This is a genomic window from Desulfurivibrio modestus, assembly GCF_044068625.1.
In the GTDB taxonomy this organism is placed as follows: domain Bacteria; phylum Desulfobacterota; class Desulfobulbia; order Desulfobulbales; family Desulfurivibrionaceae; genus Desulfurivibrio.
The window spans coordinates 11,936-38,041 of sequence record NZ_JBIPKH010000021.1 but is presented as its reverse complement, the minus strand read 5'-3'; the positions used below and the strand labels follow the sequence as shown (position 1 = coordinate 38,041).

Annotated in this window: 28 protein-coding genes; 15 read left to right on the top strand and 13 right to left on the bottom strand. The window is 60.4% G+C overall.

Translation table 11 applies throughout. The annotated features are described in order from the left end of the window. The 15 genes from ACHHRT_RS11515 to ACHHRT_RS11445 form a co-directional block, all read left to right on the top strand. The coding region (locus ACHHRT_RS11515; RefSeq protein ID WP_395499919.1) for a FliM/FliN family flagellar motor switch protein at nt 1-240 on the top strand (240 nt) is incomplete at its 5' end. 44 nt (nt 241-284) lie between these two features. Then, a complete protein-coding gene (fliN, locus tag ACHHRT_RS11510) occupies nt 285-695 on the top strand; it encodes a flagellar motor switch protein FliN (RefSeq protein WP_395499918.1) in 411 nt (136 codons plus the stop codon). 4 nt (nt 696-699) lie between these two features. Beyond that, on the top strand, nt 700-1,179 hold the full coding sequence (fliO, locus tag ACHHRT_RS11505; RefSeq protein ID WP_395499917.1) for a flagellar biosynthetic protein FliO: 480 nt from the start codon (nt 700-702) through the stop codon (nt 1,177-1,179). A gap of 48 nt (nt 1,180-1,227) precedes the next feature. Continuing rightward, nucleotides 1,228-1,992: a flagellar type III secretion system pore protein FliP gene (gene fliP, locus ACHHRT_RS11500; protein ID WP_395499921.1), complete on the top strand. Its 765-nt coding sequence runs from the start codon at nt 1,228-1,230 to the stop codon at nt 1,990-1,992. Nucleotides 1,993-2,004: 12 nt separating this feature from the next. Further along, nucleotides 2,005-2,274 carry a flagellar biosynthesis protein FliQ gene (fliQ, locus tag ACHHRT_RS11495; RefSeq protein WP_395499916.1) on the top strand — a complete coding sequence of 90 codons (270 nt, stop codon included), beginning with the start codon at nt 2,005-2,007 and terminating at the stop codon, nt 2,272-2,274. 8 nt (nt 2,275-2,282) lie between these two features. Then, nucleotides 2,283-3,074 carry a flagellar biosynthetic protein FliR gene (locus tag ACHHRT_RS11490; protein WP_395499915.1) on the top strand — a complete coding sequence of 264 codons (792 nt, stop codon included), beginning with the start codon at nt 2,283-2,285 and terminating at the stop codon, nt 3,072-3,074. 3 nt (nt 3,075-3,077) lie between these two features. Then, on the top strand, nt 3,078-4,139 hold the full coding sequence (gene flhB, locus ACHHRT_RS11485) for a flagellar biosynthesis protein FlhB (protein WP_395499914.1): 1,062 nt from the start codon (nt 3,078-3,080) through the stop codon (nt 4,137-4,139). Between the two features lie 6 nt (nt 4,140-4,145). Further along, complete coding sequence (gene flhA, locus ACHHRT_RS11480) at nt 4,146-6,260, top strand: flagellar biosynthesis protein FlhA (protein ID WP_395499913.1); 2,115 nt, start codon at nt 4,146-4,148, stop codon at nt 6,258-6,260. A gap of 15 nt (nt 6,261-6,275) precedes the next feature. Continuing rightward, the gene (locus tag ACHHRT_RS11475) at nt 6,276-7,472 is read left to right on the top strand and encodes a flagellar biosynthesis protein FlhF (RefSeq protein ID WP_395499912.1); all 1,197 of its coding nucleotides are present in this window, start codon (nt 6,276-6,278) and stop codon (nt 7,470-7,472) included. Between the two features lie 23 nt (nt 7,473-7,495). Then, a complete protein-coding gene (locus ACHHRT_RS11470; RefSeq protein WP_395499911.1) occupies nt 7,496-8,377 on the top strand; it encodes a MinD/ParA family protein in 882 nt (293 codons plus the stop codon). A 66-nt stretch (nt 8,378-8,443) separates the two neighbouring features. Then, entirely contained in the window at nt 8,444-9,223 is a 780-nt protein-coding gene (locus ACHHRT_RS11465; RefSeq protein WP_395499910.1) for a sigma-70 family RNA polymerase sigma factor, read from the top strand. Between the two features lie 132 nt (nt 9,224-9,355). After that, the gene (locus tag ACHHRT_RS11460) at nt 9,356-9,739 is read left to right on the top strand and encodes a response regulator (RefSeq protein WP_395499909.1); all 384 of its coding nucleotides are present in this window, start codon (nt 9,356-9,358) and stop codon (nt 9,737-9,739) included. Between the two features lie 13 nt (nt 9,740-9,752). Further along, complete coding sequence (locus tag ACHHRT_RS11455) at nt 9,753-10,652, top strand: hypothetical protein (RefSeq protein WP_395499908.1); 900 nt, start codon at nt 9,753-9,755, stop codon at nt 10,650-10,652. 14 nt (nt 10,653-10,666) lie between these two features. Beyond that, nucleotides 10,667-11,005, top strand: coding sequence for a P-II family nitrogen regulator (locus tag ACHHRT_RS11450; protein ID WP_395499907.1), 339 nt, complete (start codon nt 10,667-10,669; stop codon nt 11,003-11,005). Continuing rightward, nucleotides 11,002-12,420 (top strand): YihY/virulence factor BrkB family protein, encoded by a 1,419-nt coding sequence (locus ACHHRT_RS11445; protein WP_395499906.1) that lies wholly within the window; start codon nt 11,002-11,004, stop codon nt 12,418-12,420. The genes ACHHRT_RS11450 and ACHHRT_RS11445 overlap by 4 nt, the downstream gene beginning before the upstream one ends. Here ACHHRT_RS11445 and ACHHRT_RS11440 read toward each other — a convergent pair. From ACHHRT_RS11440 to rfbH, 13 genes are read right to left on the bottom strand one after another with little or no spacing between them, the layout of a single operon-like run. Then, entirely contained in the window at nt 12,413-14,311 is a 1,899-nt protein-coding gene (locus ACHHRT_RS11440) for a polysaccharide biosynthesis protein (protein WP_395499905.1), read from the bottom strand. The genes ACHHRT_RS11445 and ACHHRT_RS11440 overlap by 8 nt on opposite strands. Before the next feature lie 19 nt (nt 14,312-14,330). After that, the gene (locus ACHHRT_RS11435) at nt 14,331-14,960 is read right to left on the bottom strand and encodes an acetyltransferase (RefSeq protein ID WP_395499904.1); all 630 of its coding nucleotides are present in this window, start codon (nt 14,958-14,960) and stop codon (nt 14,331-14,333) included. Beyond that, nucleotides 14,953-15,573, bottom strand: a complete 621-nt coding sequence (locus ACHHRT_RS11430; RefSeq protein WP_395499903.1) for a sugar transferase — start codon at nt 15,571-15,573, stop codon at nt 14,953-14,955. The genes ACHHRT_RS11435 and ACHHRT_RS11430 overlap by 8 nt, the downstream gene beginning before the upstream one ends. After that, on the bottom strand, nt 15,573-16,736 hold the full coding sequence (locus ACHHRT_RS11425; protein WP_395499902.1) for a glycosyltransferase: 1,164 nt from the start codon (nt 16,734-16,736) through the stop codon (nt 15,573-15,575). The genes ACHHRT_RS11430 and ACHHRT_RS11425 overlap by 1 nt, the downstream gene beginning before the upstream one ends. A 53-nt stretch (nt 16,737-16,789) precedes the next feature. Beyond that, nucleotides 16,790-17,881: a GDP-mannose 4,6-dehydratase gene (gene gmd, locus ACHHRT_RS11420; RefSeq protein WP_395499901.1), complete on the bottom strand. Its 1,092-nt coding sequence runs from the start codon at nt 17,879-17,881 to the stop codon at nt 16,790-16,792. A 28-nt stretch (nt 17,882-17,909) separates the two neighbouring features. Beyond that, nucleotides 17,910-18,869 (bottom strand): GDP-L-fucose synthase family protein, encoded by a 960-nt coding sequence (locus ACHHRT_RS11415; RefSeq protein ID WP_395499900.1) that lies wholly within the window; start codon nt 18,867-18,869, stop codon nt 17,910-17,912. Next, nucleotides 18,866-19,714, bottom strand: a complete 849-nt coding sequence (locus ACHHRT_RS11410; protein ID WP_395499899.1) for a glycosyltransferase family 2 protein — start codon at nt 19,712-19,714, stop codon at nt 18,866-18,868. Before ACHHRT_RS11410 ends, ACHHRT_RS11415 begins: the two co-directional genes overlap by 4 nt. Before the next feature lie 27 nt (nt 19,715-19,741). Next, complete coding sequence (locus ACHHRT_RS11405) at nt 19,742-20,602, bottom strand: glycosyltransferase family 2 protein (protein WP_395499898.1); 861 nt, start codon at nt 20,600-20,602, stop codon at nt 19,742-19,744. Beyond that, nucleotides 20,599-21,540 (bottom strand): glycosyltransferase family 2 protein, encoded by a 942-nt coding sequence (locus tag ACHHRT_RS11400; protein ID WP_395499897.1) that lies wholly within the window; start codon nt 21,538-21,540, stop codon nt 20,599-20,601. The genes ACHHRT_RS11405 and ACHHRT_RS11400 overlap by 4 nt, the downstream gene beginning before the upstream one ends. A 15-nt stretch (nt 21,541-21,555) precedes the next feature. After that, a complete protein-coding gene (locus ACHHRT_RS11395; RefSeq protein WP_395499896.1) occupies nt 21,556-22,884 on the bottom strand; it encodes a lipopolysaccharide biosynthesis protein in 1,329 nt (442 codons plus the stop codon). After that, complete coding sequence (locus ACHHRT_RS11390; RefSeq protein ID WP_395499895.1) at nt 22,884-23,903, bottom strand: GDP-mannose 4,6-dehydratase; 1,020 nt, start codon at nt 23,901-23,903, stop codon at nt 22,884-22,886. Before ACHHRT_RS11390 ends, ACHHRT_RS11395 begins: the two co-directional genes overlap by 1 nt. Then, nucleotides 23,900-24,778, bottom strand: coding sequence for an NAD-dependent epimerase/dehydratase family protein (locus ACHHRT_RS11385; protein ID WP_395499894.1), 879 nt, complete (start codon nt 24,776-24,778; stop codon nt 23,900-23,902). The genes ACHHRT_RS11390 and ACHHRT_RS11385 overlap by 4 nt, the downstream gene beginning before the upstream one ends. Continuing rightward, complete coding sequence (gene rfbH, locus ACHHRT_RS11380; protein ID WP_395499893.1) at nt 24,771-26,105, bottom strand: lipopolysaccharide biosynthesis protein RfbH; 1,335 nt, start codon at nt 26,103-26,105, stop codon at nt 24,771-24,773. The genes ACHHRT_RS11385 and rfbH overlap by 8 nt, the downstream gene beginning before the upstream one ends. Nucleotide 26,106: the final 1 nt, after the last annotated feature.

Below are 26,106 nucleotides of genomic sequence, written 5' to 3'. Positions count from 1 at the left end.
ATCGAAAATATCAAAAACGTGGAGGTGGATATCCGGGTGGAGCTGGGCAAGACCAAGGTCCCGGCCGCCGAGATCATCAACCTGGCGGTGGGCGACACCATTCAGCTGGAACGCCGCACCAGCGAGCAGTTGCCGGTTTTCGTCAGCGGAACCCGTAAGTACATGGCCACCCCCGGCGTCCATCGGGGCAACAACGCCGTTTTGATCAAGAAAAAAGTTCTGGACCCCAATCGGGACTAACCGGCTCCCAAGCCGGGCGTCCCCAGACAGGAAGGAGAAAAACCATGGCCGACGACGAAAAAGTCACCCAGGCAACGGCAGATGCCGGCGACGACTGGAGCGCCGCCCTGGCCGAACAGGGCGATGACGCCCCCAGCTTCGAGGAGCTGGCGGGAGCGGGGCCCAGCGGCAGCCAGACCGGCAGCCAGACCGGCAGCCAGAATCTGGATTTCCTGCTGGATGTTCCCCTGGAGGTCACCGCCGAGCTGGGCCGTACCAGCCTGATCATCAACAAGTTGTTGCAGCTCACCCAGGGGTCGGTGATTGAGCTGGACAAGGCCGCCGGCGCCCCGGTGGAGATCTTCGTCAACCGCAAACTGATGGGCAAAGGCGAGGTGGTGGTGGTCAACGAACGCTTTGGCATCCGGGTAACGGAGATCATCAGCCAGGCCGACCGGATCAAGAACATAGGCTGACAGCATGAGGAATAAAACCACTCCCAGCCTGATCCTCGGGGGCCTGCTGCTGGCAGCCCTGCCGGCCTGGGCCGAAACCGGCGGCCCCCTGGGGGCCGGGGGGGAGCCCTTCTCTCCCTTCCTCCTGATGCTCAAGGCCTTCGGGGTGCTGGTGCTGATCATCGGCCTGATGCTTTTTATTGCCGCCATCCTGCGCAAAATGGGGCTGCACCAGGGGGCCGCCGGCCCCGGCGGCCTGCTCAAGGTGATCGAAACCCGCCCCTTGGGTCCCAAAAGATACCTGGCGGTGGTCTCAGCCGCCGATCAGTATTTCCTGCTGGGGGTCAGCGAACAGCAGATCAACTTGCTCAGCCCCCTGGACAACCAGGAGCTGATTCGCCGGACCCTGCAGAAAGCCGAGGGCGGTGACCATGCCGCCAGGGCCGGTTTTGCCGGGGTGATGGCCGGGATCCTGCAACAGCGACCCGGCGGACGACAGGAGTAAACCAGGGTGAAAAATCCGTTGAATTCCTTAATAAGCTCCCGGCCGGCAATCCCGGGCGCCCCCGGGGGGCTCGCCGGCCTGGCCCTGCTGGCGGTTCTGCTGGCCCTGCCCGCCCTGGCCCCAGCCCAGCCCGTGCCGCTGCCCACCCTGAGCATCGGCATCGAAGAGGCCACCAGCCCCCGCCAGGTTTCGGTGCTGATCGAACTGCTCCTGATCTTCACCGTCCTCTCCATGGCCCCGGCCATCCTGCTGATGATGACCTGCTTCACCCGGCTGATCGTGGTCTTCTCCTTCCTGCGCAACGCCATCGGCACCCAGCAGATGCCGCCCAATCAGGTGCTGGTCGGCCTGGCCCTTTTCCTGACCGCCTTCATCATGACCCCGGTTTTCGTGCAGATCAATGAAACGGCGGTGACCCCCTACATGGCCGAGGAGGTGGGGGCGGAAGAGGCCCTGCGCACCGCCGCCGTCCCCATCCGCGAGTTCATGTTCAAACAGACCCGGGAGAAAGACCTGGAACTTTTTCTGGGGCTGGCCAAATCACCCCGGCCCCAGAACAAGGACGATGTCTCCACCTTCGTGCTGATTCCGGCCTTTATGATCAGCGAGCTGAAAACCGCCTTTACCATCGGTTTCATCCTTTTTCTCCCCTTTCTGATCATCGACATGGTGGTGGCCAGCGTGCTGCTCTCCATGGGGATGATGATGCTGCCGCCGATCATGGTGGCGCTGCCCTTTAAAATTCTGCTCTTTGTCCTGGTGGACGGCTGGTATCTCATCGTCGGTTCACTGGTGCGGAGCTTCGGCGTCTAGGGAGGAGCGGCCATGACTCCGGCGGATGTGGTGGTGTTGATCCAGAACGCGGTGAAGATAACCCTGCTGCTGGCCGGGCCGATCCTGGGGGTGGGAATGGCGGTGGGGCTGACCATCGCCCTCTTCCAGGCGGTCACCCAGATCCAGGAGATGACCCTGACCTTCGTGCCCAAGATTTTCGCGGTCCTGCTCACCGTCCTCTTCCTCTCGGGCTGGATGATCTCCCTGATGGTCGACTACACCCATAACCTGATCGTCGCCATTCCAACCCTGGTGCGCTGAGGTGAGCGATGGTTGACGCGACCCTGCTCAACTGGACCATCGACCACATCATGCGGGTGCTGATGGTGATGGTCCGGGTCGGCCCCCTGCTCTTCCTGATGCCGGTGCTGGGCTCCCGGGGGGTCCCCCCCCAGGTCAAGATCCTGCTGGTGCTGATGACCTCGCTGGTGCTGGCCCCCATGGTGCCGCTCAATAGCGCCGATCTGCCCCAAACCCCGGTGGGGTTGGGCCTCTTTGTGACCATGGAACTGCTCTTTGTCGCCATCCTGGCCCTCTTTGTCCGCTTCGTCTTTGCGGCGGTGGAAACCGCCGGCCAGGTGGTGGGGGTGCAGATGGGGATGGGGATGGCCGGGGTGATGGATCCCCAGTTCGGCAATCAGGTCTCACCGGTGGGGATGCTCTGGAATATCGCCGCCATCCTGATCTTTCTGGCCATCGACGGCCATCACCTCTTTTTCGCGGCCATGGTCCAGAGCTACCAGTGGGTGGGGCCGGGCGAACTGGGCCGGATCAGCCAGCTCACCTACGAGGGGATGATGAGCGGCGCGGCCCAGATGTTCGTGCTGGCGGTGATGATCATGGCTCCGGCCAGCGTGGCGGTTTTCTGCTCCCACGTGGGGATGGGGATCATCGCCAAGACCGTGCCCCAGATTCCGATCCTGATCGTGGGGATGCCGCTGAATATCGCCCTGGGGTTGATGTTTGCCGGCCTCTCCATGGGCTATCTGGCGCCGCTGATGGTGGCCCGTTTCGAGATGCTGGGCAGATTACTGCCGCGAATAGGAGCCGGACTGGGTTAAAAGATGGCGGAAGAGCAATCGGGACAGGAGAAAACCGAACAACCCACCCAACGGCGGCTGCTGGAGGCCCGCAAGAAGGGGGATGTCGCCAAGAGCATGGAGGTGCCCTCGGCGGCGGTCCTGCTGGCGGGGGTGATCCTGCTCTATTTCATCGGGGAGCGGATGTTCGGCCAGCTCACCGGGATGATGCAGTTCTACTTCAGCAATCTCCACGATATCGCGCTCACTCCGGGCAACATGAGCGCCATCTCGCGGCAGGCGATGCTGATCATGCTGGCCCTGCTCTGGCCGCTGATGCTCACCGTCTTCCTGGTGGCCCTGCTGGCCAACTATTTCCAGGTGGGGGTGTTGTTCACCACCGAGAAGATCACCCCCAAGCTGGAAAAGATCGACCCGCTCAAGGGGTTCGGACGCCTTTTCTCCAAGCAGGCCATGGCCAACTTCCTCAAGTCGCTGGCCAAACTGGGCCTGGTGGGCTATATCGCGTTCAGCGAGGTGCGGAACGCGACCTCGGAGATCATGCCCCTGATGGACAAGGCCCCCTATCCGATCATGATGTTCATGGCGGAAACGGCCTTCTGGATCTTTTTGAAGTGCGCCGTGGTGATCGCCCTGATCGCCGCCGCCGATTACGCCTTCCAACGCTGGCAGTTCATCGAGAAGATGAAGATGACCAAGCAGGATCTGAAGGATGAGAGCAAGCAGAGCGAGGGCGATCCCCACGTCAAGGGGCGGATCAGGTCGATCCAGCTGGAGATGGCCCGTAAACGGATGATGAGCGAGGTGCCCAAGGCGGATGTGGTGATCACCAACCCCACCCACCTGGCCGTCGCCATCAAGTATGACCCCCTGAGCATGAAGGCCCCCCAGGTGCTGGCCAAGGGGGCCGGAGTGATCGCCCAGAAAATCAAGGAGCTGGCCAAGGAGCACCAGGTGCCGGTGGTGGAGGACAAGCCCCTGGCCCAGGCCCTCTACAAGACGGTGGAGATCGGCGATAGTATCCCGGAAAACCTGTTCCAGGCGGTGGCGGAAGTGCTGGCCTACGTTTACAACTTGAGGAAATAACGGATCATGGCGGAAGAGAAGGCGGCGGGCATCAGCCTCAAAAGCATCGGCGCGGAAGCGCCCAGCATGGTGGTGGCCCTGGGCGTGGTCTCCATCCTGGCGGTGATGATCCTGCCCCTGCCCACCTTCATTCTGGATCTGCTGCTGACCCTGAACATCACCATGGGGCTGCTGATCCTGCTGATCTCCATGTACAACAGCAACCCCCTCCAGTTCTCCTCCTTCCCCGCCGTCCTGCTGGTCACCACCCTCTTCCGGTTGTCGCTGAACATCGCCTCCACCCGGCTGATTCTGCTCCAGGGCCACGAGGGGCCCGGCTCGGTGGGCCAGGTGATCCAGTCCTTCGGCGACTTCGTGGTGGGGGGCAATTTCGCGGTGGGTTTGATCATCTTCCTGATCATGGTCCTGATCAACTTCATCGTCATCACCAAGGGCGCGGGCCGGATCGCCGAGGTGGCGGCCCGTTTCACCCTGGATGCCATGCCCGGCAAGCAGATGGCCATTGACGCCGACCTCAACGCCGGCCTGATCAACGAGCAGGAGGCCAAGGCCCGCCGCAAGGAGATCTCCCAGCAGTCGGAGTTCTACGGGGCCATGGACGGCGCCAGCAAGTTCGTCCGCGGCGAGGCGGTGGCCAGCCTGGTGATCATGGCGATCAACGTCATCGGCGGCCTGCTGATCGGGGTGTTCATGAACAAGATGAGCGCCGGGGATGCCGCCACCACCTATACCCTGCTGACCATCGGCGACGGCCTGGTCAATCAGATCCCCGCCCTGGTGATCTCCACCTCCACCGGTATCATCGTCAGCCGGGCCGCCTCGGAGCAGAGCATGGGCAAGGAGTTCGCCCGTCAGTTCGGGATGCAGCCCCAGGCCCTGGCGGTCTCCTCGGGGATCATCATGATGCTGGGCCTGGTGCCGGGCCTGCCCACCCTGCCCTTCCTGCTGCTGGGCAGCATGATGGGCGGCATGGCCTGGCTGGCCTACCAGCGCTCCGCCGGCGAAGCCAGGGACCTGGCGGCCGAAGAGAAGGAGCAGCAGAAGGCCGCCGCCCCCGACCCCGGCTCGCCGGAGGCGGTGGAAGCGTTGTTGCCCCTGGATATCCTGGAGCTGGAGGTGGGCTACGGCCTGATTCCCCTGGTGGATGAGAACCAGCAGGGCGACCTGCTGGAACGGATTCGGGCCATCCGCCGCCAGTTCGCCATCGATATTGGCATTCTGGTGCCGCCGCTCCATGTCCGCGACAACCTGCAACTGAAACCCGACGAGTATGTCCTCCAGCTCAAGGGGGTGGAGGTGGCCCGGGGCGAGGTGATGATGGGCCACCTGATGGCCATGGATTCCGGGGCGGCCAAACGGGAGATCGAGGGGATTCCCACCACCGAACCGGCCTTCCAGTTGCCCGCCACCTGGATCAGCGAAGATAAGCGCGAAGAGGCCCAGGTGGCCGGCTACACCGTGGTTGATCCCGCCACCGTCATCGCCACCCACCTCACCGAGGTGCTGCGCGGCCACGCCGATGAACTGCTGGGCCGCCAGGACACCCAGAAGCTGCTGGACAACCTGGCCAAAACCCACCCCAAGGTGGTGGAGGAGCTGGTGCCCGGCCTCCTGCCCCTGGGAGGGCTGCAGAAGGTGTTGCAGAACCTGCTGCGGGAGCGGGTCTCCTTGCGCGATCTGCTTACCATCTGCGAGACCCTGGCCGACCATGCCGGCCGCAGCAAGGATCCCGACCTGCTCACCGAGTTCGTGCGCCAGAAACTGGCCCGCTCCATCACCGGCGCCTATCTGGACGAGGAGGGCGCGCTGGCGGTGCTGACCATGGCCCCCAAAACCGAGGATCTGATCCGCGAATCATTGCAACAGACCGATCAGGGAGTTTTCCTCAACCTGGAGCCCAATCTGGCACAGCATTTGCTTGAACAGATCCAGCAGGCCGCCGATCGGGTGGCCGGCGAAGGGTATCAGCCGATCATTCTGACCTCACCCGCCGTTCGCCGCCACCTCCGCCGCCTGCTGGAACGGTTCATGCCCCAGGTGATGGTGCTATCGCACAACGAGGTCACCACCCAGACCAGGATCAGATCCCTGGGGACGGTGGAGATCAACCCCAAAAGGTAACGGTAAACAGACGCCATGAAAGTAAAGCGCTTTGAGGCTCCCAACACCAAGAGTGCCCTGGCCCTGGTCAAGGAGGAGCTGGGCAGCGAGGCGGTCATCCTCTCCACCCGCACCGTCCGACCGGCAAGCGGCGCGGCCGGCTATGGCCGGACCGCCTCCTGGGTCGAGGTGGTGGCGGCGGTGGATTTTGATCTGGAGGAGACGATCACCGCCGGCCAGGCTGTAGCTCCGCCGGCCAGGCCTGCTCTGCGCAAGCCCTGCCAGCCGGCTCCCCGGGCCCAGGCGGCTCCGCCGCCGGATGATTCTCCGGCGGCCGGGGTTAACTTGAGCCGGGAGGCCCGCCTGCTCCAGCAACGCTTCGGGACCTGGCGCGGAGAGCGTCAAGAAGCCGACCCCCTGTCGGTTTCTCCGACACCCCGTCGTCCCGCCGCCTCCGGCCCGGCTTCTCCCGCGCCCCCTTCGCCCCAGGGCAAAAACGGCCGGCCCCGCCCCGAGGAGGTGGCCTCCTGGCGTGACCAGATCCTGGAACAGCTTAACGTGCGGCCTCTTGATCTCGATCAGCGGGGCGCCGGCCCCCTGGTGATCGCCCTGGTGGGCCCCACCGGGGTGGGCAAAACCACCACCGCCGCCAAGATCGCCGCCTGGTTCAGCCTCCATGAAAACGCCTCGGTGACCCTGCTCTCCATGGACTGTTACCGGATCGGAGCCACCGAACAGTTGCGTACCTACGCCCGAATCATGCAGCTGCCCTGTGAAGTCGCCCTCCGGGAACAGGACCTGGCCAAGGCCCTGCACAAGCACCGCCACAAGGACCTGATCATCATCGACACCGCCGGCAAGAGCCCCTTCGATGAAGGTCATATCCCGGAACTGCACCGCTGGTTCTCGCCCCACGCCGAAATTATGCCCTACCTGGTCTTGAGCGCCACCGCCAAAAAAGAGGATATCAACCATATCATCGCCGCTTACCGGCCCTTGGGCGTGCCGGCGGCGATCCTGACCAAGCTTGATGAAACCCGCGCCTATGCCGCCCTTTGCCAGCAGATGGCCCGGGCCGAACTGCCCATCGCCTGCCTCTGCACCGGCCAGAAGGTGCCGGAAGATTTCCTGCCCGCCTCCAAGGATTTTTTGAAAACCCTGTTTGGCCGGGGCTGGGACGCGGCCATGACCAGCCAGCAAAGCGTCAATCAGGCCGCGGGCTGGCTGCAATAAAACCATAAACCGGAAACAGGCTAATGACCCAAGCACAAACACTTGAAAAAATGATGCGCCAACCGGCCAGGGCCCAACGGCCCCAGGGAGGCGGCGGCCCCAATCCGCCCCGGGTGATCTCCATCACCAGCGGCAAGGGCGGGGTGGGCAAAAGCAATATCGTCACCAACCTGGCCTACAACCTGGCCCGGCGCGGTTTACGGGTGCTGGTCCTGGATGCCGACCTCAATCTGGCCAACGTCGATATTCTGCTGGGGCTGACTCCCAAGTTCAACCTCCACCACGTCTTCACCGGCGAAAAGGAGCTGCGGGAGATTCTGATCGAGGGTCCGGCCGGGATCAGAATCCTGCCCGCCAGTTCGGGAATCATGGAGCTGGCCGATCTCAGTGAAAGCCAGCGCCTCTACTTTCTCTCCGAGATGGAAGCCCTGGAGGCGGAGGTCGACATTCTGCTGATCGACACCGCCGCCGGGATCAACAATAACGTGATCTATTTCAATCTGGCGGCCCAGGAGCGGGTGGTGGTCCTCACCCCGGAGCCCACCTCCCTCACCGATGCCTACGCCCTGATCAAGGTGCTGAGCAGCCGCCACGACATCAAGAGTTTTCGCTGCCTGGTCAACCAGGCCCGCTCGGAAAAGGAGGCCCTGGCGGTCTACCGCAAACTGAGCATGGTGGTGGACCGTTTTCTGGACACCCTGTCGCTGGATTATATCGGCCATATCCCCCACGACAGCAAACTGCCCCTGGCCGTCCGCGGCCAGCGCCTGGTCAGCGACCTCTTTCCCGATGCCCCCTCCTCCCGCACCTTTGTCCGCCTGGCGGAAAGCCTGGCCAAGGAGCCCCCCCGCCGCCGGGACGACGGCAACATAAAATTCTTCTGGCAGGGGCTTTTTCGGGTATAATCAAGCCTGGCGGGGCGAGGAGACGAAGTTAAGATGCGGGAACATCTCTGGCGAGGATCTGCGGCAATGCCGAAAACGCCAAATAAAATCAGGGACTACACCAACGCTTACTTCAGCCGGCCCGAACCGCTGGATCCGGCCCGGCGGGATGAGTTGATCCTGACCTACACCCCCCTCATTAAATATATCGCCAACCGGCTGGCCAGCCGGCTGCCGCCCCAGGTGGCGGTGGACGACCTGATCAGTTGTGGGATCGTCGGCCTGATCGACGCCATCAACAAGTTTGAACCGGCCAAAAACGTCCAGTTTAAAACCTACGCCGAATTCCGGATCAAAGGGGCCATGCTGGACGAACTGCGGGCCCTGGACTGGGTGCCCCGCTCCATTCGTCGCAAGATCTCCGAACTGGAGCGGATCTGCGGCGAGCTGGAGGCCAAACTGGGCCGGCCGGCCAGCGACGAGGAGACGGCGGCGGGCCTGGGCATCAGCCTGGAGGAATTGCACCGTCTGCTGGATGAGACCAAGTCGGTCACCTTCCTCGATATCGACTACCTGCGGCAAAAAGCACCCGACGAGGTGGAGGGCGACGTAACGGAAATCTTTGCCGGCGATGACCGCGACCCGGTGGCGGCCCTCAACCTGGGGGAGACCCGGGAACTACTGGCCCGGGCGATCAACGAGCTGCCGGAGAAGGAGAAACTCACCGTCGCCCTCTACTACAATGAGGAGCTGACCATGCGGGAGATCGGCGAGGTGCTGGGCTACACCGAATCCCGCATCTCCCAGATGCACAGCAAGGCGATGCTGCGCCTGCGCGGCAAGCTGAAAAAACAGCTGGAGGCGTAAAGGGGGGACTATTTCCCCTTGTGGTTTCTCCTGGTTCTCAATATATTGGATTTTTTGCCGGGGCAATGGCGTCCTGCAAAATGGACAGCAAGCGCGGAACTATCCCCAAAAACCGCATTGGCCGGAGGAGATATGGCAGCAAATCCCAATATGAAAATCCTGGTGGTGGACGATTTCGCGACCATGCGGCGCATCGTCAAAAACATCCTGACCCAGCTCGGTTTCAAGAACATCATTGAAGCCGATGACGGCAGCACCGCCCTCAACATGCTCAAGACGGAGAAGGTGGACCTGATCGTTTCCGACTGGAACATGCCCAAAATGACCGGCCTGGACCTGCTCAAGGCGGTGCGCGCCGATCCCAACATGGCCGACACCCCCTTTATCATGGTTACCGCCGAAGCCCAGCAGGACAACATCATCCTGGCGGTCAAGGCCAAGGTAAGCCAGTATGTGGTCAAGCCCTTCACCGCTGAAGTTCTGGGCGAAAAACTCCAGAAAATCTTCGGCAGTTAAACTTTAAGCCACCATGTCCCAGGAGAAACGCCCCGACGACTCCGGTCAGCCCTCGCCATCGCCGCCGCCCACCAAGGAGGTTATCGACAAGCTGGGCACCGAGTGGGGAGATGACTGGGAATCGGCCTTTCAGGCCGAGGAGAACGGTGGTGCCGCCCCGGCGGATGAGGAGGAGTTCCTTTTCGACTTTGCCGACGAAAAGGGGGACTCCCCAGCGGCGGAGGAAGACCCCTTTCACAAAGAGGGGGAAGACGACGCCGGCGGGGAGAGTCGCCCCCTTCTGCGCCTCTCTTTGCCGCCCTGGCTCACCGCCCTGCCCACCCTGCCCCGCCGCTGGGGGCGCAAATTATCCACCCTGCCGGTCCCCCGCAAAGTCATGCTGGGCGGCGGCCTGCTGGCCCTGCTCCTGCTCATCGGGCTGGCAACCCTGCTGAGCCGACCGTCCCGGCCCCTGGAGATCGCCCTCCCCGCCGATCCCTTCGGGGTGGGGGAACTGCGGTCGCCCACCGAACCGCTCTTTCCGGAGGAGCTGACCCCGGCGCCACCGGTGCCGCCGCCCCCCGCCCCGGCGGCGGCAACCCCCGCCATCCCCGAGGCCCAACGCCTGCGCCTGCAATTGCATGGCTTTTTCATCTCGCCCCAGGATCAACCCGACCCCAACCACCCCAATTTTGTCCATGTCGATCTGAGCCTGATCCTGCAGCTGGCCCCGGGGGAGGAGCCGCCCCCCCTGCTGGAGCCAGCCCTGCGGGAGACCATCTACCGTTTTTACCGCGGCCAGGATCGCAACACCCTGCAACGTTACTCCCTGGCCCGGGGCGAGATGCTGCGCGACCTGCGGGAGTGGCTGGATCGCCATCACCCCCAACCGCCCATCGACACCATCTCCTTCGACCGTTACTGGTTTAATTAAACTGAAGGTGACCCATGAAGAAAATTGAAGCGATCATCAAGCCCTTTCGCCTGGATGAAGTCAAGGAAGCCCTGAACCAACTGGGTCTCAAGGGGATGACCCTCTCCGAGGTCAAGGGCTATGGCCGCCAGCGGGGCCACACCGAGATCTACCGGGGCTCGGAGTATGTGGTGGACTTCATCCCCAAGGTCAAGCTGGAGATCATCGTGGAGGCCGAACGGGTGGAGGAGGTGGTGGAGTGCATCCGGAATGCCGCCAATACCGGTAAGGTCGGCGACGGCAAGATCTTCGTTTTGCCGGTGGAAGAGGTTATCCGGGTCCGCACCGGCGAAAGAGGCCGGGCGGCGATATGAGCCAACCCCGTGCCGCCGCCCCCCAAGCCCGGCTCAAGCAGCTGGTGGAGGCCGGGCGCGACTGGATCTGGCGCCCTCACCAAACCGAAGAATCGGTCTGGCAGCGGGGAGCGCGTGATCTGCTGCGGGTAATCATGATCTTTATCCGGGAGTTCGACCGGGATCGCATCCCCCTGCGGGCCGCCGCCCTGACCTTCACCATCATGCTCTCCCTGGTCCCCACCCTGGCCCTGGGCACCGCCGTCCTCAAGGGCCTGGGGGCCGGCGATCAGATGCGGCAAGCGGCCCACCGCTTCATCGACCAGATGGAATCCGCCACCACCCTCTGGGAGATTCCACCCCTGGAAAAAGAGCCGGCGGCGGCTCCGGAGAAGAGCGAACAGGCGACGGCGGAACCGGGCCAGGCCTTGGGCAGCGCCACCCACCTGCGCCAGGCCATCGACCAGATCTTCGACTATGTCGATCGCACCGATTTTGCCACTTTGGGGGCCTTCGGGGTGATCGGCCTGGTGGTGGCGGTGGTGGTGGTCCTGGGCAGTATCGAACGGTCGATGAACGCCATCTGGCATACCGAAACCAGCCGCCCCATGGGCCGCCGGGTGATGGACTACCTGGCCCTGATGGTGCTGCTGCCCCTGGCGATCAACCTGACCTTTGCCACCGAAGCCACCCTGCAAAGCGAAACCCTGCGCCAACGCTTCTTCATTTTTCTGCCCGTGGGGGGAACCGAGGAGTTTCTCCTGGGACTGATGCCCCTGCTGCTGCTCACCCTGACCTTCACCATCCTCTACCGCTTCCTGCCCAATACCCGGGTGAAAACCACCCCGGCCCTGATCGGGGGCCTGTTCGGCGCCATAGCCTGGCTGGTGGTCCAGGGGATTTATCTCAAGCTGCAGATCGGGGTGGCCCGCTACAACGCGATCTACGGCTCCTTTGCCACCCTGCCGTTGTTTCTGATCTGGCTGCAGGTCTGCTGGATCATCTTTCTCTCCGGCGCCGAGATGGCCTTCGCGGTGCAGGCCCGCCACACCTACCGGCTGAGCGACCGGGAGATCTCGCCGGTCATCCGGCTGACCCTGGCCTTTGCGGTGCTGGATATCATTCACCGTAATTTCAGGTCCCGCAAAACCACCGCCCCCGAGGCCATGGCCGAGGAGTTGGGACAGCCGGAGGAGATCATCAACCAGGTGGCCGGCCAACTGGCGGGTGCCGGCCTGATCCGCTGGGCCAATGATCACGATGAGAGCGATGGGTATCTGCTGGGCACCGGCCTGGAAAAGGTCCCGGCCGCCGAGGTGGTGGATCTGATCATGGGCACCGACATCCCCCCGGTCCGCGGCGGCTCCCTGGTGATCGAAGCCATGGAGGGGGCCCGCCAGGCCGTCAAAGCGCGCAGCCTGGCCACCTTCAGTTAGGTTTCAGAACCGCGGCATTCTCCTGGGGAACGTATTCGGGGATCAGCGCTTTAAGCTCCGCCTTGATCCCCTGGCCGTCATGGGCGGCGGCCAGGGCTTTTAAGCGCTGCAGGGGGGCCCGCAGGCCGGCGGGATCAACGCAGCGGCCCCGCAGGACCATGATCTTCTCATGGCCGGTGGGGACAATCCCCTCCCCCTCGGTGATCAGCTCTTCATACATCTTTTCCCCCGGCCTGAGCCCGGTGTACCTGAGCTCGATCTCGCTGTCCGGCTCCTTGCCGCAGAGCCGGATCAGATCCCGGGCCATCTGGGCGATCCGCACCGGAGTGCCCATCTCCAGGATGAAAAGCTCGCCGCCCTCCCCCATGGTGGCGGCCTGCAAAATCAACTGGGCCGCCTCCTCGATGGACATGAAATAGCGGGTCATCTCGGGATGGGTGACGGTGACCGGCCCTCCCAGCTCGATCTGCCGCTTGAACAGCGGGATCACCGAGCCCGACGAGCCCAACACGTTACCGAAGCGCACCGCCATGAAACGGGTCTTCCCCGCCGACTCCCCACCGCCGCAGTAGCTTTGCATGATGATCTCGGTGAGCCGCTTACTGGCCCCCATCACATTGGTGGGCCGCACCGCCTTGTCGGTGGAGATCAGGATAAAACGCTCCACCCCGTGCCGCACCGAGGCCTCCATCAAACGTTTGCTGGCGAAGATATTGTTGTAAACCCCCTCCCAGGGGTTGCGCTCCACCATGGGTACATGCTTGTAGGCGGCGGCATGGAAAACCACCGCCGGCCGATACTGGGCGAAAAGCGGCTCCAGCAGTTCCCGGTCCTGGACCTTGCCCAGCACGGTGACGTAATCGCGGAAATTATGCTCATGGAGCAGCTCCATCTCCACCTGGTAGAGATTGTGTTCGCCGGCATCCAACAGGATCAGCTTACTCGGCTGGAAGCGGATAATCTGGCGGCAGAGTTCCGAGCCGATGGAGCCACCGGCCCCGGTGACCAACACCGTCCGGCCCGCCAGGATCTCCTCGATCCGCTCCATCTCCAGCCGCACCGGCGGCCGACCCAGGAGATCCCGATAGGAAACCTCCCGGATATTGCGGATCGAAACCCGATCGCTGATCAACTCCCCCAGGCTGGGCAGGGTTTTGAAGGGGACCCCGGACTCCCGGCAGATCTCGACGATCCGCCCCATCTGGTCGCGCCCGGCCGAAGGCACCGCGATCAGCAGCTCCCGGGCCCCGGTCCGGACCACAAATTCCCCCAGGTCGACAATGGGCCCCAGGATGGGAATCCCGTGAATCTGCTGGCCGATCTTGCCGGGATGGTCATCAATGAACCCCACCACCCGGTAGGGCAGATTGCGGTTGTCGAAGATCTCCCGGGCGATCTTCTCCCCGGCATCCCCGGCCCCGATGATCAGCAGGGGTTTGCGCCGCCGGCTGGGCAGCTTTTCGGAATTGTCAAAGAGGCGCTGCCCCTGGATCCGCTGGTAAAAGAGGCGCAACCCCACCCGCAGGCCCGCCACCAGCAGGAAGGTCAAAACCGGGTCCAGCAGAAAGACCGAGCGGGAAAAGCCTTCGAAGCGATAGAGGAAGAGCAGGACGGTCAGGGCCAGCAAACCGGTGACCACGCAGGCCTTGGCGATATTGAGCAGGTCGGTCAGCCCGGTATAGCGCCACATCCCCCGGTAAAGCCCGAACCAGTAGAAGACCGCCAGCTTTACCGGCAGCAGCAGCGGCAGCACTACTATCACCCTGTTCCACTCGGTGGAACTCAAGGCAAAATCGAAACGAATGGCGTAGGCCAGCAGGTGGGCGGCGGTAATCAGGACGATATCCCCGGCCAGCACCAGCCAAAAATTTAAGCGGGTAAGTTGTCGCATAATGGCAAGTTGTAATAATCTAACTTTTATTATCGGCGTGGGGCCGGGCCGGCACCCCACTGGCAACCAGATGGGAGCCGACTTCAGCTATCGCCACTCCGCCGGCCCCCAAAACACTCCAGTCACCAAGGCCCACGCCCGGAGCCACCACCCCCCCGATACCCACCAGGCAGCCGGTCCCGATCCGCACGTTCCCGGCCAGGGCCGAACGCGGAGCCAGATGGGCGAAATCACCGATCCGGCAATCATGATCGACAACCGCGCCGGTATTGACAATCACATGGGCTCCCACCCGACTATCGGGTTGGATCACCGCCCCGGCAAAAACCATGCACCCCGGCCCCAACCGGACCGACCCATGCACCGTGGCCCGGGGATGGACCACGGTGGCCCACTCAGCGCCGGCCAGCCGCGCCGCCAACCGGCATCGGGTGGCATTATCGCCGATGGCCAGGATCAGGGCCCGGCCGGCCAGCGGTTGCAGGTCAGCGATCCGACCCCGGATCGGCACCCCAAGCAGGGAGCCGCCCACCAGGGCGGGATTGTCATCATAGATGGCGTCCACCACCATCCCGGCGGCCAGAGCCGTGGCCACCACCACCTTGGCATGCCCCCCCGCCCCGATCACCGTTATGCCACCTTCAATCATCACTGTCACCACTATCTTTCCGGTTGCCGCTAAATTTGGGCATGGTGGCATGCCCGGCGGCACTGACCCCATGACCGGAAAACCCCCGGAGCAGGGTCAGCCACAAAATCTTCAGATCCAGCCACAGTGACCGATTATCCACATACCAGAGATCCATGGCAAATCTTTCCTCCCAGTCCAAGGCGTTGCGGCCGTTGACCTGGGCCCAGCCGGTGATGCCCGGGGGCACCTCATGGCGGCGGAATTGCTCCTGGCTGTAGAGGGGCAGATACTCCATCAGCAGGGGCCGGGGCCCCACCAGACTCATCTCGCCCTTGAGTACGTTCCACAGCTCCGGCAGCTCGTCGAGACTGGTGGCCCGCAGCCAGCGGCCAAAGGGAGGCAGCCGCCGCTCATCGGGCAACGGTTCGTCTTTTTCATCCCGCAGATCAACCATGGTACGAAACTTTACCATCGTAAATGGCTTGCCCCCCTGCCCCGGCCTGGTCTGGGCGAAAAAGACCGGAGCCCCCAGCCGGAGCCGCACCAGCACCGCGATCACCAGCAGCACGGGAGCCAACAGGATCAGGGCCGGCAGGGCCAAAAGGAGATCAAACAGCCGCTTGGCCGGCATCAACAAGGCCCCTTTGTTTCCGCAAGAGATGATTGATAAAATGCAACCATGGCTTTTTCCACCACCTCAGAAGCAAAATCCTTGCGAACCCGCTCCAGAGCCCTTCTCCCCAACCGCTCCCTAAGTGGTTGGTCTACAATCATTCTGGCCATGGCTTTACGCAATTCCCCAACCGAACATGCCTCGTGCAGGAGCCCGGTCACCCCATCTTCCACGGCATCCGACAAGCCGTAAATATTAGAGGCGATACTCGGAATTCCGCAAGCTGCCGCTTCGATCACCACCGTGCCGAAGCCCTCACGATGACTGGGCAAACAAAACAGATCCGCGGCGTTGAAAAATGCCTCCGGTTCACGCGTATAATCTACCCTGAGCAAGCGATCTTCGATGGGGGCAAGCAAGCCCTCCTCTGCCAATATCCCCTGCTCATCCGGCCCGACCAGCATCAGCTTGGCATGGGGGAACTCTTCATAAATACCGCGAAAAGCCGCGATCAACTCCGGGACACCTTTGTCTTTATTAATTCGGCCGAGAAATAGAAACAAAATTTCACCGTCATTAACAGCATACTGTTCCCTTACCCTGGCCCTTAGTGCCGGGTTGGGGAAAAACCTGCCCACATCTACACCGGAGATTGACCCCTTGGCAAGAACCAACGACCCTTCCAGGGAGACAACCTTTTCTGAAACCAGAAAAGCACGCTGGGAAGGGCTGTCGACCAGAACTCCGGTCGAGCAAAAAAAAATTACCTTATCCAACAAACGAAGGATTTGCCTCATCAAGCCGGCGCGGGTCACCCAAACCTGCCCGGTAAAGGTATGATGCCGCACCGGCACCCGCGCTATCCAGGCCGCCAGCATGCCAAGCAAGCCGGCTTTGGGCGTAACAGTATGCACCGCGTCATAACCCCCCGTGACAAATATCTTGATCAAAGCGGCCAATGCCAGCAGGTCGGCAATCGGGCTTATATCCCTTCTGATATTTACCCGTATGGTGGAGCTGACCTTAAAATCATCACCGCAAATTTCATCCTTAAAATCGGCTATCAAATCGATACGATAGAACTCCGACAACGCCCGAAAGTGACCATTCAAAAAACTGACGGCAGTCATCGGGCTCGAGACAACGAAGGCAATTTTTTTCATCATTACCACCATGCCCATGGGAGTGTCCGCGGAAGCAACCACCCCACTTTCAAACCTTGACGCTGCCCCATTTATTCATGATAATTCATGGTCTTATAGCCATGGCCCTTGACCAGTTCGTCCCGCTGGGCGCAGGAGAGATCCGCCCGCACCATCTCCGCCACCAGTTCGGCGAAGGAGATTTTCGGGGTCCAGCCGAGCTTTTCCCGGGCCTTGGTGGGATCGCCCAGCAGGGTCTCCACCTCGGTGGGGCGAAAGTAGCGGGGATCGACGGCCACAATGGGCCGCTCCGGCCGCTCGGTCCAGTAGCCCTGCTCCGCCACCCCCTCTCCCCACCACTCGATCTCCATCCCCAGTTCCCCGGCCGCGGCGTTGACAAAGTCCCGAACGCTGTATTGAACCCCGCTGGCAATGACGAAATCTTCCGGCTGCTCCTGCTGCAACATCAGCCACTGCATCTCCACATAGTCTTTGGCATGCCCCCAATCGCGCTTGGCGTCCAGGTTGCCCAGGTAGAGGCAATCCTGCAGGCCCAGCTTGATCCGAGGCAGGGCCCGGGTGATCTTGCGGGTGACGAAGGTCTCGCCCCGCACCGGCGATTCGTGGTTGAAGAGGATGCCGTTGCAGGCATAGATCCCATAGGCTTCACGATAGTTCACCGTGATCCAGTAAGCGTAGAGCTTGGCCACCGCGTAGGGGCTGCGGGGGTAAAAGGGGGTGGTCTCCTTCTGGGGCACCTCCTGGACCAGGCCATAGAGTTCGCTGGTACTGGCCTGATAGTAGCGGGTTTTGGCGGTCAGCCCCAGAATCCGGATCGCCTCCAGAATCCGCAGGGCCCCCAAAGCATCGGAGTCGGCGGTATATTCCGGCTCCTCAAAACTCACCGCCACATGGCTCTGGGCGGCCAGATTGTAGATCTCATCGGGCTGGGTATGCTGAATAATCCGGATCAGGCTGGAGGAATCGGTCATGTCACCGTGATGGAGAATAAAGCGGCGCTCGGGCTCGTGGGGATCCTGGTAAAGGTGGTCGATCCGGTCGGTATTGAACAGACTGGTCCGGCGCTTGAGGCCATGGACGATATACCCCTTGGCCAGGAGAAATTCGGCCAGATAGGCGCCGTCCTGGCCGGTGATCCCGGTGATAAGTGCGGTTTTAGGCATGGTTTAACTCTTTTTGGTTGAGGGTTGTTCAGTTGCGGGTGGCCAGATAGGCGGCATAGGCCTTGGCGATCCCCTCCCGCAGGGGAGTCCGGGCCTGCCACCCCAACTGTCGCAGGCGCGAGACATCCAGCAGCTTGCGGGGAGTCCCGTCGGGCTTGCTTGTATCGAAAACAATCCTGCCCTGGAATCCCACCACCGCCATCACGGTTGCGGCCAGCTCCCCAATGGTAACATCGCTGCCGACCCCGATATTGTACAGGCCGTCGTGGATTCCCTGCTCCATTAAAAAAACGCAGGCATCGGCCATATCGTCCACATAGAGAAATTCCCGTCGGGGTTTGCCGGTGCCCCAAACCACGTACTCGGCGGCGTTTTGCTCCCTGGCTTCATGGACCTTGCGGATCAGGGCCGGCAGCACGTGGCTGCTTGCCAGATCATAATTATCGTTGGGGCCGTAAAGGTTGGTGGGCATCACCGAAACAAAACGGGTGCCGTACTGGCGGTTGCAGGCCTCGCAAAGCTTGATCCCGGCGATCTTGGCAATGGCGTAAGGTTCGTTGGTCTGCTCCAGGGGACCGGTGAGCAGATACTCCTCCTTGATCGGCTGGGGACAGTCGCGGGGATAGATGCAGCTGGACCCCAGGAAACAGAGATCTTTCAGGCCGGCCCGCAAGGCGCCATGGATGATGTTGTTCTGAATCTGCAGATTCTGATAGATAAAATCGGCCCGGAGGGTGTTGTTGGCCTGAATGCCGCCGACCTTGGCGGCGGCCAGGAAGATATAGTCCGGCTTTTCCGCTGCCAGAAAAGCGAAAACCGCCGCCTGCTCAAGCAGGTCCAGCTCCCGCCGGTCGCGGGTCAGCAGGTTGCTATAACCACCGGCCCGCAGCCGCCGCACCAGAGCCGAGCCCACCATGCCGCGATGGCCGGCGATGTAGATTTTGCTCCCTGAAGACAGGGTTGTTTTAGCGATCCCAGCAGGTTTCATTTCAATCTCTTTGTTTTAATCAAACGCCGCCCGAATCGAAGCAGCGACCAAGCCCTCAACCCCCAGTAGGTCGTGGTTCCAATAAATCCCTTGCGGTAAATGGTCCAATAAGCATGCAACTCACCCTGCTCCATCAGCCAAAGCTCCGCCGACAGCCCATCTTCTCCGTAGGGGGCTTTATAGAGGTTGGCCAGAGCCCAATCACAGAGATAAACGCCACCCCCCCCCCAGGCAATCTCCAACCACAGCAAGTAGTCCTCGGCGTAGCGCTTGCCCCCGGCGAAACGGACGGGAAGATCGCGGCGCAGCATAACAGAGGGAGTAGAAAAGCAACTGCCCAGCAGCAAACGCCACCTGGATAAAGGGGCAAAGTGGGCCTCCTTCCCCTGGAAATCATCGTTTGATCCTTCCTTGTCGCCCTCTTTAATTTGACGACAGAGATGACCGGTAAGCGCGGCCTCCGGATGTTGCCGCATCCATTCATACTGGATTGCAACCTTCCATGGATGCCAGGTGTCGTCGGCATCAAGAAAGGCGATATAGGGCTGGGTGGCGGCATCCCAGCCCAGATTGCGGGCTGTGGCCGGACCGGCGTTACGCGGTAAGGCAATAACCTTGATCCATCCATCCGGATAGGAGTCTCTCAGCTTTTCCAGCTCAGCCAAAGTGGCATCACCACTGCCATCTTCAACCAGGATCACCTCAAGCGGCCTCAAGGTCTGCCGGAAAATCGAGTTGACTGCCCGACCGATGGTCTTGACACAACGATAACAGGGGACAACGGCGCTGAGCGCAGCCCTTGCCCCGATGCCTTCGGATGCGATATCTTGTTCCGCGTTTGTCATCCCCTGACTAGTTTGGACGGATTAAATTTAATTCTCGGCCCAATAGGGGGGGAGACCCATCATGCGGCGACCCCAATCAAGAATCTTACCGGCCAGTTTTTTCCCCACCATTTTCCACAGTAAAATGCGGCCATAAACCCTGGTCACCGCCAGCAACCATATTATCCCCGGTAAATTTTGCCCATGTCTTTGCTGCGCCCGCCGAGTCTCCCGCAATGACCTCAAAGCATTTTGGGGACTGCTGCTGATACCTCCCTGCCTCATGCCGGCAACCACGATATCGGATACAAAAAAAGCCTGCCCGGTTTTCAGTTCGCGCAACAACAACTCATAATCACCCGCAATCCGGAATGACTCATCAAATTGACCATGGCGCTCAAACAAAGTTCGCCGGTGCATCAAGCCGGGATGCGGAACACACATGATCTGCCGGAAGCGGCCCCTTACGTTTTCCCACGGTTCTCCGATCAACCCCAGCTCCTTCCCTTGCATGTTGAGCAGCATTACCCGCCCGTAGACCGCCATAATCTCCGGGGCAATCGCCGGCAACCTTGCGGCCATTCGCTCCAGCACCCTTGGATCCCAAAAAAAATCGTCGGCCCCAAGAAAGCATATCCATTCGCCGCTGGCCCGCGCCAGCCCCTTATTCCAGGCGTTATAAACGCCATGATCCGGTTCGGACACCCAATAGTTTATTTGCCGATGATACCTCCTCAACAGATCAACCGTGCCATCCTTGGAGCCACCATCAATAATGATCAGCTCCTTTGCCGGATAAGTCTGCCGCACAACGCTCTCCATACACTTCTGCAGGGTGTCCGCGCCATCAAACACCGCCACAATAACAGAGATTAGAGGACCAGAATCTTTACCCACAAAAAACCTCAAAGGTAATCAGGCTTATAGCCAAACAGACTATTAATCACGTGCCTGAATGAACACCATAACATCACCAGCGACTCACCCACCGATCCAGATCCCTCATACTCCAGCAGGTGCGCTTTGGGGCTGATCCAGCCTCTCTTTAACCTTGCCATCCTGAGCCAGCCATGGGAAACATAACTCATCCAAGCCTTTCTTCCACACGATTTCAAAAGGTAATAACTGATGGCCGACAGATATCCCTCAGCCACCCAGTTTTTTGTGTTTTCAATAGTAAACGATCCGGCATGGGCACGAAAAAAAACCAGTGGCACAGATACTGCCACCACATAAGGGTAATTCGCCGCGGTTAAAAGTGAAATCATGACATCCGGGCCGGCGCCATGCTGATCATAAGGGCGGGGAGTGGCGGTTGGAAACCGGGGATGGAGATTGTTCCGCAAATCCCGGGCACGGATCAAAACGGCGCCGGGGCTGACCGGCGCTTCCCCCCGCAAAACCAGATTCAAAAACCGGGTTGAACTCATCCTCAAGTCAGTCCCGGCGGAATAGGCCACCATCGCCCGCTCCTTGGTTTCGCCAATGAAAGCGGCGCAATAAACCAGGGCAACATCCGAATCCTCCAGTTGTGGCACCATTACACTCAAGCAGTCGGGTTCCAGGCAATCGTCGCTGAAGAGAATCTTGCAGAACTCGCCCGTGGCCTCCTCCGCGCAACGCTGCCAATTGCGAACCGGACCGATGTTGACCGCGTTGCGAAACACCCGAACCCGCCGGTCCAAAGCGGCGAATTCTTTACAGATCTTCCAGGTTTCATCGTCGCTGGCGTTATCAACGACCACGACCTCAAAGTCGGTATAGGTTTGAGACAACGCGGACTGAATACACTCGGCAATATATTCTTGCCGGTTATAGACCGGGATAAGGATACTTACTTTAGGCATGGCAACGGGTTCCGGTCACGCAATCTGCTCCTTAATTCTGGCACCGATCAGGCGATGAACTTGCACGGGAAGCGCCACTGCGGCAAGCAACAGCCCGCAAATGGTTCCCATCACGATCCCACTCAACCCCAAGCCAAGATACTTTGCGAAAAAAACCGACAGCGGGATGTTAACCAGCATGGCAACCACGGCCGTATAGAGTTGCACCCTGATTTTCCCAATCCCGTTCACAAAAACGGCATAGATGTTGTTCCAAACGACAATCAGGACAAAAAAGCCCATGGCCGCCAGGAGCGACCAGGAAACCTCCAGCTCCTGCCCTATCCACAAAACGATGATTGCTTTGGACGACAGTAGCAGGGCGATGCCCAGCAGCCAAATAACGCCAAAAATCAGCAACTGCTTGCGCAGCATAAATTTTATCCAGACAAAATCTCCCCGATGATAGGCCTCGGTATAAGCAGACCAGAGCGGGGCCGAAATCAGGGCGTGAATAAAGGTGATCACACTGAAGAGCTTGAAGACGACCTCATAGGGCGTAACATGTTGCGGCCCGAACAGCTGGGTAATCAACATTTTATCGGTGGTGAATATGACCAGGACCGCCAGCTGAATGACAAAGAACTGCAAGCCCAACGCCAGTAAAGGACTCACATGCCGCCTGTCCAGAGAAGGCCTGGGCCTTAACTCGGGATACCGGCGATAAAACCAGAGACTAAGCAGGATATTGGCGCTCACCAGCGAAACGCCATAGACCATGGCCAGCCAACTTATGGCGGAATCCGTCGTTCTGGTCAGCACCAGCAGGAGTCCCAGAATCAGCATATTGGCAATAAGCTGGCCCAGGGCGACCAACGAGGTTTTTTGCACCGCCCCCAGCAGCGCCCCAATCAAGCCGACCCAAAAGTTAAGCAGAATAAAAAACGAGACAATCTGGGCCGTGAAGCGCAACTCGGCTTCGGAAATCGCCCGGGTGTTGAAAACAGTTTGCCACGGGATGATATAAGAAGCCAGGGTCACGACCACCCACAAACCCAGAGCGATCAAGCCGATCAGAGTGTAGCCGGAGGCGACATAGTTGCCGGCCTCCCCCTTTATATTTTTTGCCAGGGATTCAGCCACCTTATTTCGCAGACCATTGCCGACCCCCAGATCAAAGAACACCAGCCAGGACATGACGGTGAGCAGGGTTGACCAAACCCCGAACTGCTCCTGCCCCAGATAGCCGATCATCAGGGGAATAGCCAGAAACGAGGCTCCCATGGCAACCGCCCTGTAGACGACTGCCCCCTTGATCTGGCGAAGATAGTTGCGGGTCCGCTCCTTTGAAACCAGCTCCTCCATCAGGTTGCGTCAACCCATTCAACCATGCGCGCCACTCCCTCCTGGGCGGAAACCACAGGCTTCCACCCCAGCAGCTTTTCGGCTTTGGCAATATCGGCGACAAAAACCCGCTGGTCGCTCGCGCGCACCGGAAGCCTGGTGAATTCCAGCTTTACCTGCAGCAACTCCTCAAGCAGCGCAAAGAGTTCCAACAGCGACAGGCTGTTCTCAATCCCCCCGCCGATATTGAAAGCCTGGCCCCGGGCTTGCTCAATATTGTCGACGGCGGCCAGGTAGAGGCGCTTCATATCCTCCGCATGGAGTACATCGCGCACCTGCTTGCCGGTGCCGGAAATGGTAAAAGGGGCGGCGGCACGGCCTTTGCTGACCTCCAACGCCTGCCGGCAAAACCAGCCCACCCAGCCTTGGTCGTAGGTGGCGAATTGCCGGCCGCCATACATTGAAGAGTGGCGAAAAACCACGGTTTTAACCCCAAAGATACGTGCGTAATCAAGCATATACTGGTCAGCGGCCCCCTTGGAACAACCGTAGGGAGAGTGAAAATCGAGCTGGATCTCCTCGGTGAAGCCCTTGGGGTGTTCCAGACAGCGGTAACGCGTGGCGGTTTCTTCATAACTGAATTGCTCCAGATCACCATAGACCTTGTTGGTGGAGGAGTACACCACGATGGCTTGGGGCACGTGCTGCCGCACCGCCTCCAGCAAGTTGTGGGTGCCCAGCGCGTTGACTTCAAAATCGATCCGCGGATCGGCAATCGAGGTGGTCATCGCCACCTGGCCGGCCAGGTGAAAGATGACCTCCGGCCGGAACGACTGGACAACCCGGTTAATGTCATTAAAATTGCGGATATCGCCATGGGCGAAATTAAATGAACCCTGGCCCTGCAGCCAGCTCAAATTGTCGCGCGAGCCATCGCGATAAAGGTTGTCGAAAACCACCAGTTCATCGCCACGACCCAGAGCATCCGCGGCCAGATTGCTGCCCAGAAAACCGCATCCACCGGTTATTAAAAGTTTCATGCCACCATCTCCATGGTCCGCCGCAACCCTTCCGCGGGATTAACCCGTGCCCTCCAGCCAAGGGCGCGAAGCGGGCCGTTATCGACCTGCACCGCCATCAGCTCCCCGGCCCGGTAAGGAATGGCGCCAAAATTCAATCTTGTTGCAGTTTTACCGAATCTTTGCTCATAGGCTTGTTGCAGACTTTCGACGAAAGATCTTACGGTCAGCGGGGTACCGGTCCCAACATCAAAACGACTGCCAGATGGCAACCTTGGTAATTCCCGCAGAATAGTCAGGTAAGCGGCCACCACATCGTCGATGTAGACAAAATCCCGGAACTGCTCACCCTTGGTCAGCTTGATCTCCGGCGCCTTGGCCGCCAACTGGGCGATCACCCAGGGAACTAACTTGCCGCCGTCATCCCCGGGGCCATACATCTGCTCCAGTTGCAGATTTACCACCTGGATCTGGTCCGATTCCCGCTCAAGCCACTGGACAAATTGTTTTTTGGATAAAGCGTAAGCGTTAAGGTCCCCGGCCAGCAAGGTATCGGTATTGAGAAAAGCCGGGACCTTGAAGCTGACCGCCGTTTCCAGCAGGCGCAGGCCGAACATCAGGTTGGTCTCCACCACCTCGCTGATCTTGCCGCCGCCTCTGCCGTAGTGGCAGGCGGCGTGAACCACGGCATCGATTGGGTGTTCCGTGAAGGCCCTGGCCAACGGTTCCCGATCCAGGTCATAGCTGTCAGCCTGATTCAGCAGATGCTCAATCCGCCGGAGGGCCGAGGTGGAACGTTTGAGAATCACCACCTTGTAACCATGCTCCAACAATGCCGCCAAAAGATGGCTGCCCAGGAAGCCGGTGGCCCCGGTAAGCAGGATGGTTTCAGCCATGTTTTTCCACAAATTCGCTGATTTTTGCCACCATATAATCGATGGCGGCCGGCCCCATGCCCGGATAGACCCCAATCCAGAAGCTGTCATGCATGAACCTGTCGGTATTGGCCAGGGTGCCGACCACCCGGTAATCCCTCTCGGCCTGCAAATGGGCGAACATGGGGTGGCGGATCAGGTTGCCGCCGAAGAGGTTCCGGGTTTGAATCTTGGCGGCCTCGAGATATTCCACCAACTGGTTGCGGCTGAAGCTGACACCATCCCGCAGGGTAAGCAGAAAGCCGAACCAGCTGGGGTCGCTGCCCGGGGTGGCCCGGGGCAGGATAAAATAATCTTCCAACCCCTGCAGCCCGTTGTAAAGAGCGGCAAAATTGGCCCGCCGTTTCGCGGCAAAAGCGGGCAGCTTCGCCAACTGGGCCAAGCCGACCGCGGCCTGCATGTCGCTGATCTTCAAATTGTAACCAAAGTGGCTGTAAACATACTTGTGATCGTAGCCCCGCGGCAAGCTCCCAAACTGCTGGCTAAAGCGCCGCTTGCAAGTGTTGTCCACCCCGCTTTCACACCAGCAGTCCCGCCCCCAGTCCCGCAGACTCAACATTATTTTTCGCAGGAGCGGATCACTGGTGTAGACCGCCCCCCCCTCACCCATGGTCATGTGATGGGGAGGATAAAAGCTGCTGGTACCGATATCCCCCCAGGTTCCGGTATATTTACCCTGATAGGTACTGCCCAGGGCGTCACAGTTGTCCTCGATCAGCCAAAGGTTATGGCGGTCGCAGAAGGCCTTGACCTCGGCCAGGTCAAAGGGGTTGCCCAGGGTATGGGCAACCATCACCGCTTGGGTTTTAGGGCTGCGGGCAGCTTCCAGGGCGATTGGATCGATATTGCAGGTTGCCAGCTCGACATCCACGAAAACCGGCACCGCCCCATACTGGATGACGGGGGCCACGGTGGTGGGGAAACCCGCCGCCACGGTGATAACTTCATCGCCACGCTTAAGCTGGCGCTCCAGCAACAGAGGCGAGGTCAAGGCCATAAAGGCCAGGAGGTTGGCGCTGGATCCTGAATTAACCAGCAGGGCCCAGCTCACCCCAAGATATTCAGCCAGCTTCTTCTCAAACTTACGGGAGTAATCGCCGTAGGTGAGCCAGAAATCCAGCGAACTGTCCACCAGGTTGGTCATCTCCTGGTGATCGAACACCCGGCCGGCATAGTTGACCCTGCTCTCCCCGGGGACAAAAGCAGCCTCCTGCTGGGGCTGATGAACCAATCGGTAATACTCCTCTACCTTCTTGAGGATCTCGGCTTTGAGCTGTTCAGGGTTCATG

Excerpts from the sequence above, each read along its gene's own strand:
- ACHHRT_RS11425 (WP_395499902.1), bottom strand. The coding sequence starts at position 16,736 with ATGGGCATGGTGGTAATGATGAAAAAAATTGCCTTCGTTGTCTCGAGC.
- ACHHRT_RS11415 (WP_395499900.1), bottom strand. The coding sequence starts at position 18,869 with ATGAAACCTGCTGGGATCGCTAAAACAACCCTGTCTTCAGGGAGCAAA.
- rfbH (WP_395499893.1), bottom strand. The coding sequence starts at position 26,105 with ATGAACCCTGAACAGCTCAAAGCCGAGATCCTCAAGAAGGTAGAGGAG.
- ACHHRT_RS11395 (WP_395499896.1), bottom strand. The coding sequence starts at position 22,884 with ATGGAGGAGCTGGTTTCAAAGGAGCGGACCCGCAACTATCTTCGCCAG.
- flhB (WP_395499914.1), top strand. The coding sequence starts at position 3,078 with ATGGCGGAAGAGCAATCGGGACAGGAGAAAACCGAACAACCCACCCAA.
- ACHHRT_RS11475 (WP_395499912.1), top strand. The coding sequence starts at position 6,276 with ATGAAAGTAAAGCGCTTTGAGGCTCCCAACACCAAGAGTGCCCTGGCC.
- fliQ (WP_395499916.1), top strand. The coding sequence starts at position 2,005 with ATGACTCCGGCGGATGTGGTGGTGTTGATCCAGAACGCGGTGAAGATA.
- ACHHRT_RS11400 (WP_395499897.1), bottom strand. The coding sequence starts at position 21,540 with ATGCCTAAAGTAAGTATCCTTATCCCGGTCTATAACCGGCAAGAATAT.
- fliO (WP_395499917.1), top strand. The coding sequence starts at position 700 with ATGAGGAATAAAACCACTCCCAGCCTGATCCTCGGGGGCCTGCTGCTG.
- flhA (WP_395499913.1), top strand. The coding sequence starts at position 4,146 with ATGGCGGAAGAGAAGGCGGCGGGCATCAGCCTCAAAAGCATCGGCGCG.
- ACHHRT_RS11470 (WP_395499911.1), top strand. The coding sequence starts at position 7,496 with ATGACCCAAGCACAAACACTTGAAAAAATGATGCGCCAACCGGCCAGG.
- ACHHRT_RS11435 (WP_395499904.1), bottom strand. The coding sequence starts at position 14,960 with ATGATTGAAGGTGGCATAACGGTGATCGGGGCGGGGGGGCATGCCAAG.
- ACHHRT_RS11430 (WP_395499903.1), bottom strand. The coding sequence starts at position 15,573 with ATGCCGGCCAAGCGGCTGTTTGATCTCCTTTTGGCCCTGCCGGCCCTG.
- ACHHRT_RS11465 (WP_395499910.1), top strand. The coding sequence starts at position 8,444 with ATGCCGAAAACGCCAAATAAAATCAGGGACTACACCAACGCTTACTTC.
- ACHHRT_RS11390 (WP_395499895.1), bottom strand. The coding sequence starts at position 23,903 with ATGAAACTTTTAATAACCGGTGGATGCGGTTTTCTGGGCAGCAATCTG.
- ACHHRT_RS11450 (WP_395499907.1), top strand. The coding sequence starts at position 10,667 with ATGAAGAAAATTGAAGCGATCATCAAGCCCTTTCGCCTGGATGAAGTC.
- gmd (WP_395499901.1), bottom strand. The coding sequence starts at position 17,881 with ATGCCTAAAACCGCACTTATCACCGGGATCACCGGCCAGGACGGCGCC.
- ACHHRT_RS11440 (WP_395499905.1), bottom strand. The coding sequence starts at position 14,311 with ATGCGACAACTTACCCGCTTAAATTTTTGGCTGGTGCTGGCCGGGGAT.
- ACHHRT_RS11445 (WP_395499906.1), top strand. The coding sequence starts at position 11,002 with ATGAGCCAACCCCGTGCCGCCGCCCCCCAAGCCCGGCTCAAGCAGCTG.
- ACHHRT_RS11460 (WP_395499909.1), top strand. The coding sequence starts at position 9,356 with ATGGCAGCAAATCCCAATATGAAAATCCTGGTGGTGGACGATTTCGCG.
- ACHHRT_RS11455 (WP_395499908.1), top strand. The coding sequence starts at position 9,753 with ATGTCCCAGGAGAAACGCCCCGACGACTCCGGTCAGCCCTCGCCATCG.
- fliN (WP_395499918.1), top strand. The coding sequence starts at position 285 with ATGGCCGACGACGAAAAAGTCACCCAGGCAACGGCAGATGCCGGCGAC.
- ACHHRT_RS11410 (WP_395499899.1), bottom strand. The coding sequence starts at position 19,714 with ATGACAAACGCGGAACAAGATATCGCATCCGAAGGCATCGGGGCAAGG.
- ACHHRT_RS11490 (WP_395499915.1), top strand. The coding sequence starts at position 2,283 with ATGGTTGACGCGACCCTGCTCAACTGGACCATCGACCACATCATGCGG.
- ACHHRT_RS11385 (WP_395499894.1), bottom strand. The coding sequence starts at position 24,778 with ATGGCTGAAACCATCCTGCTTACCGGGGCCACCGGCTTCCTGGGCAGC.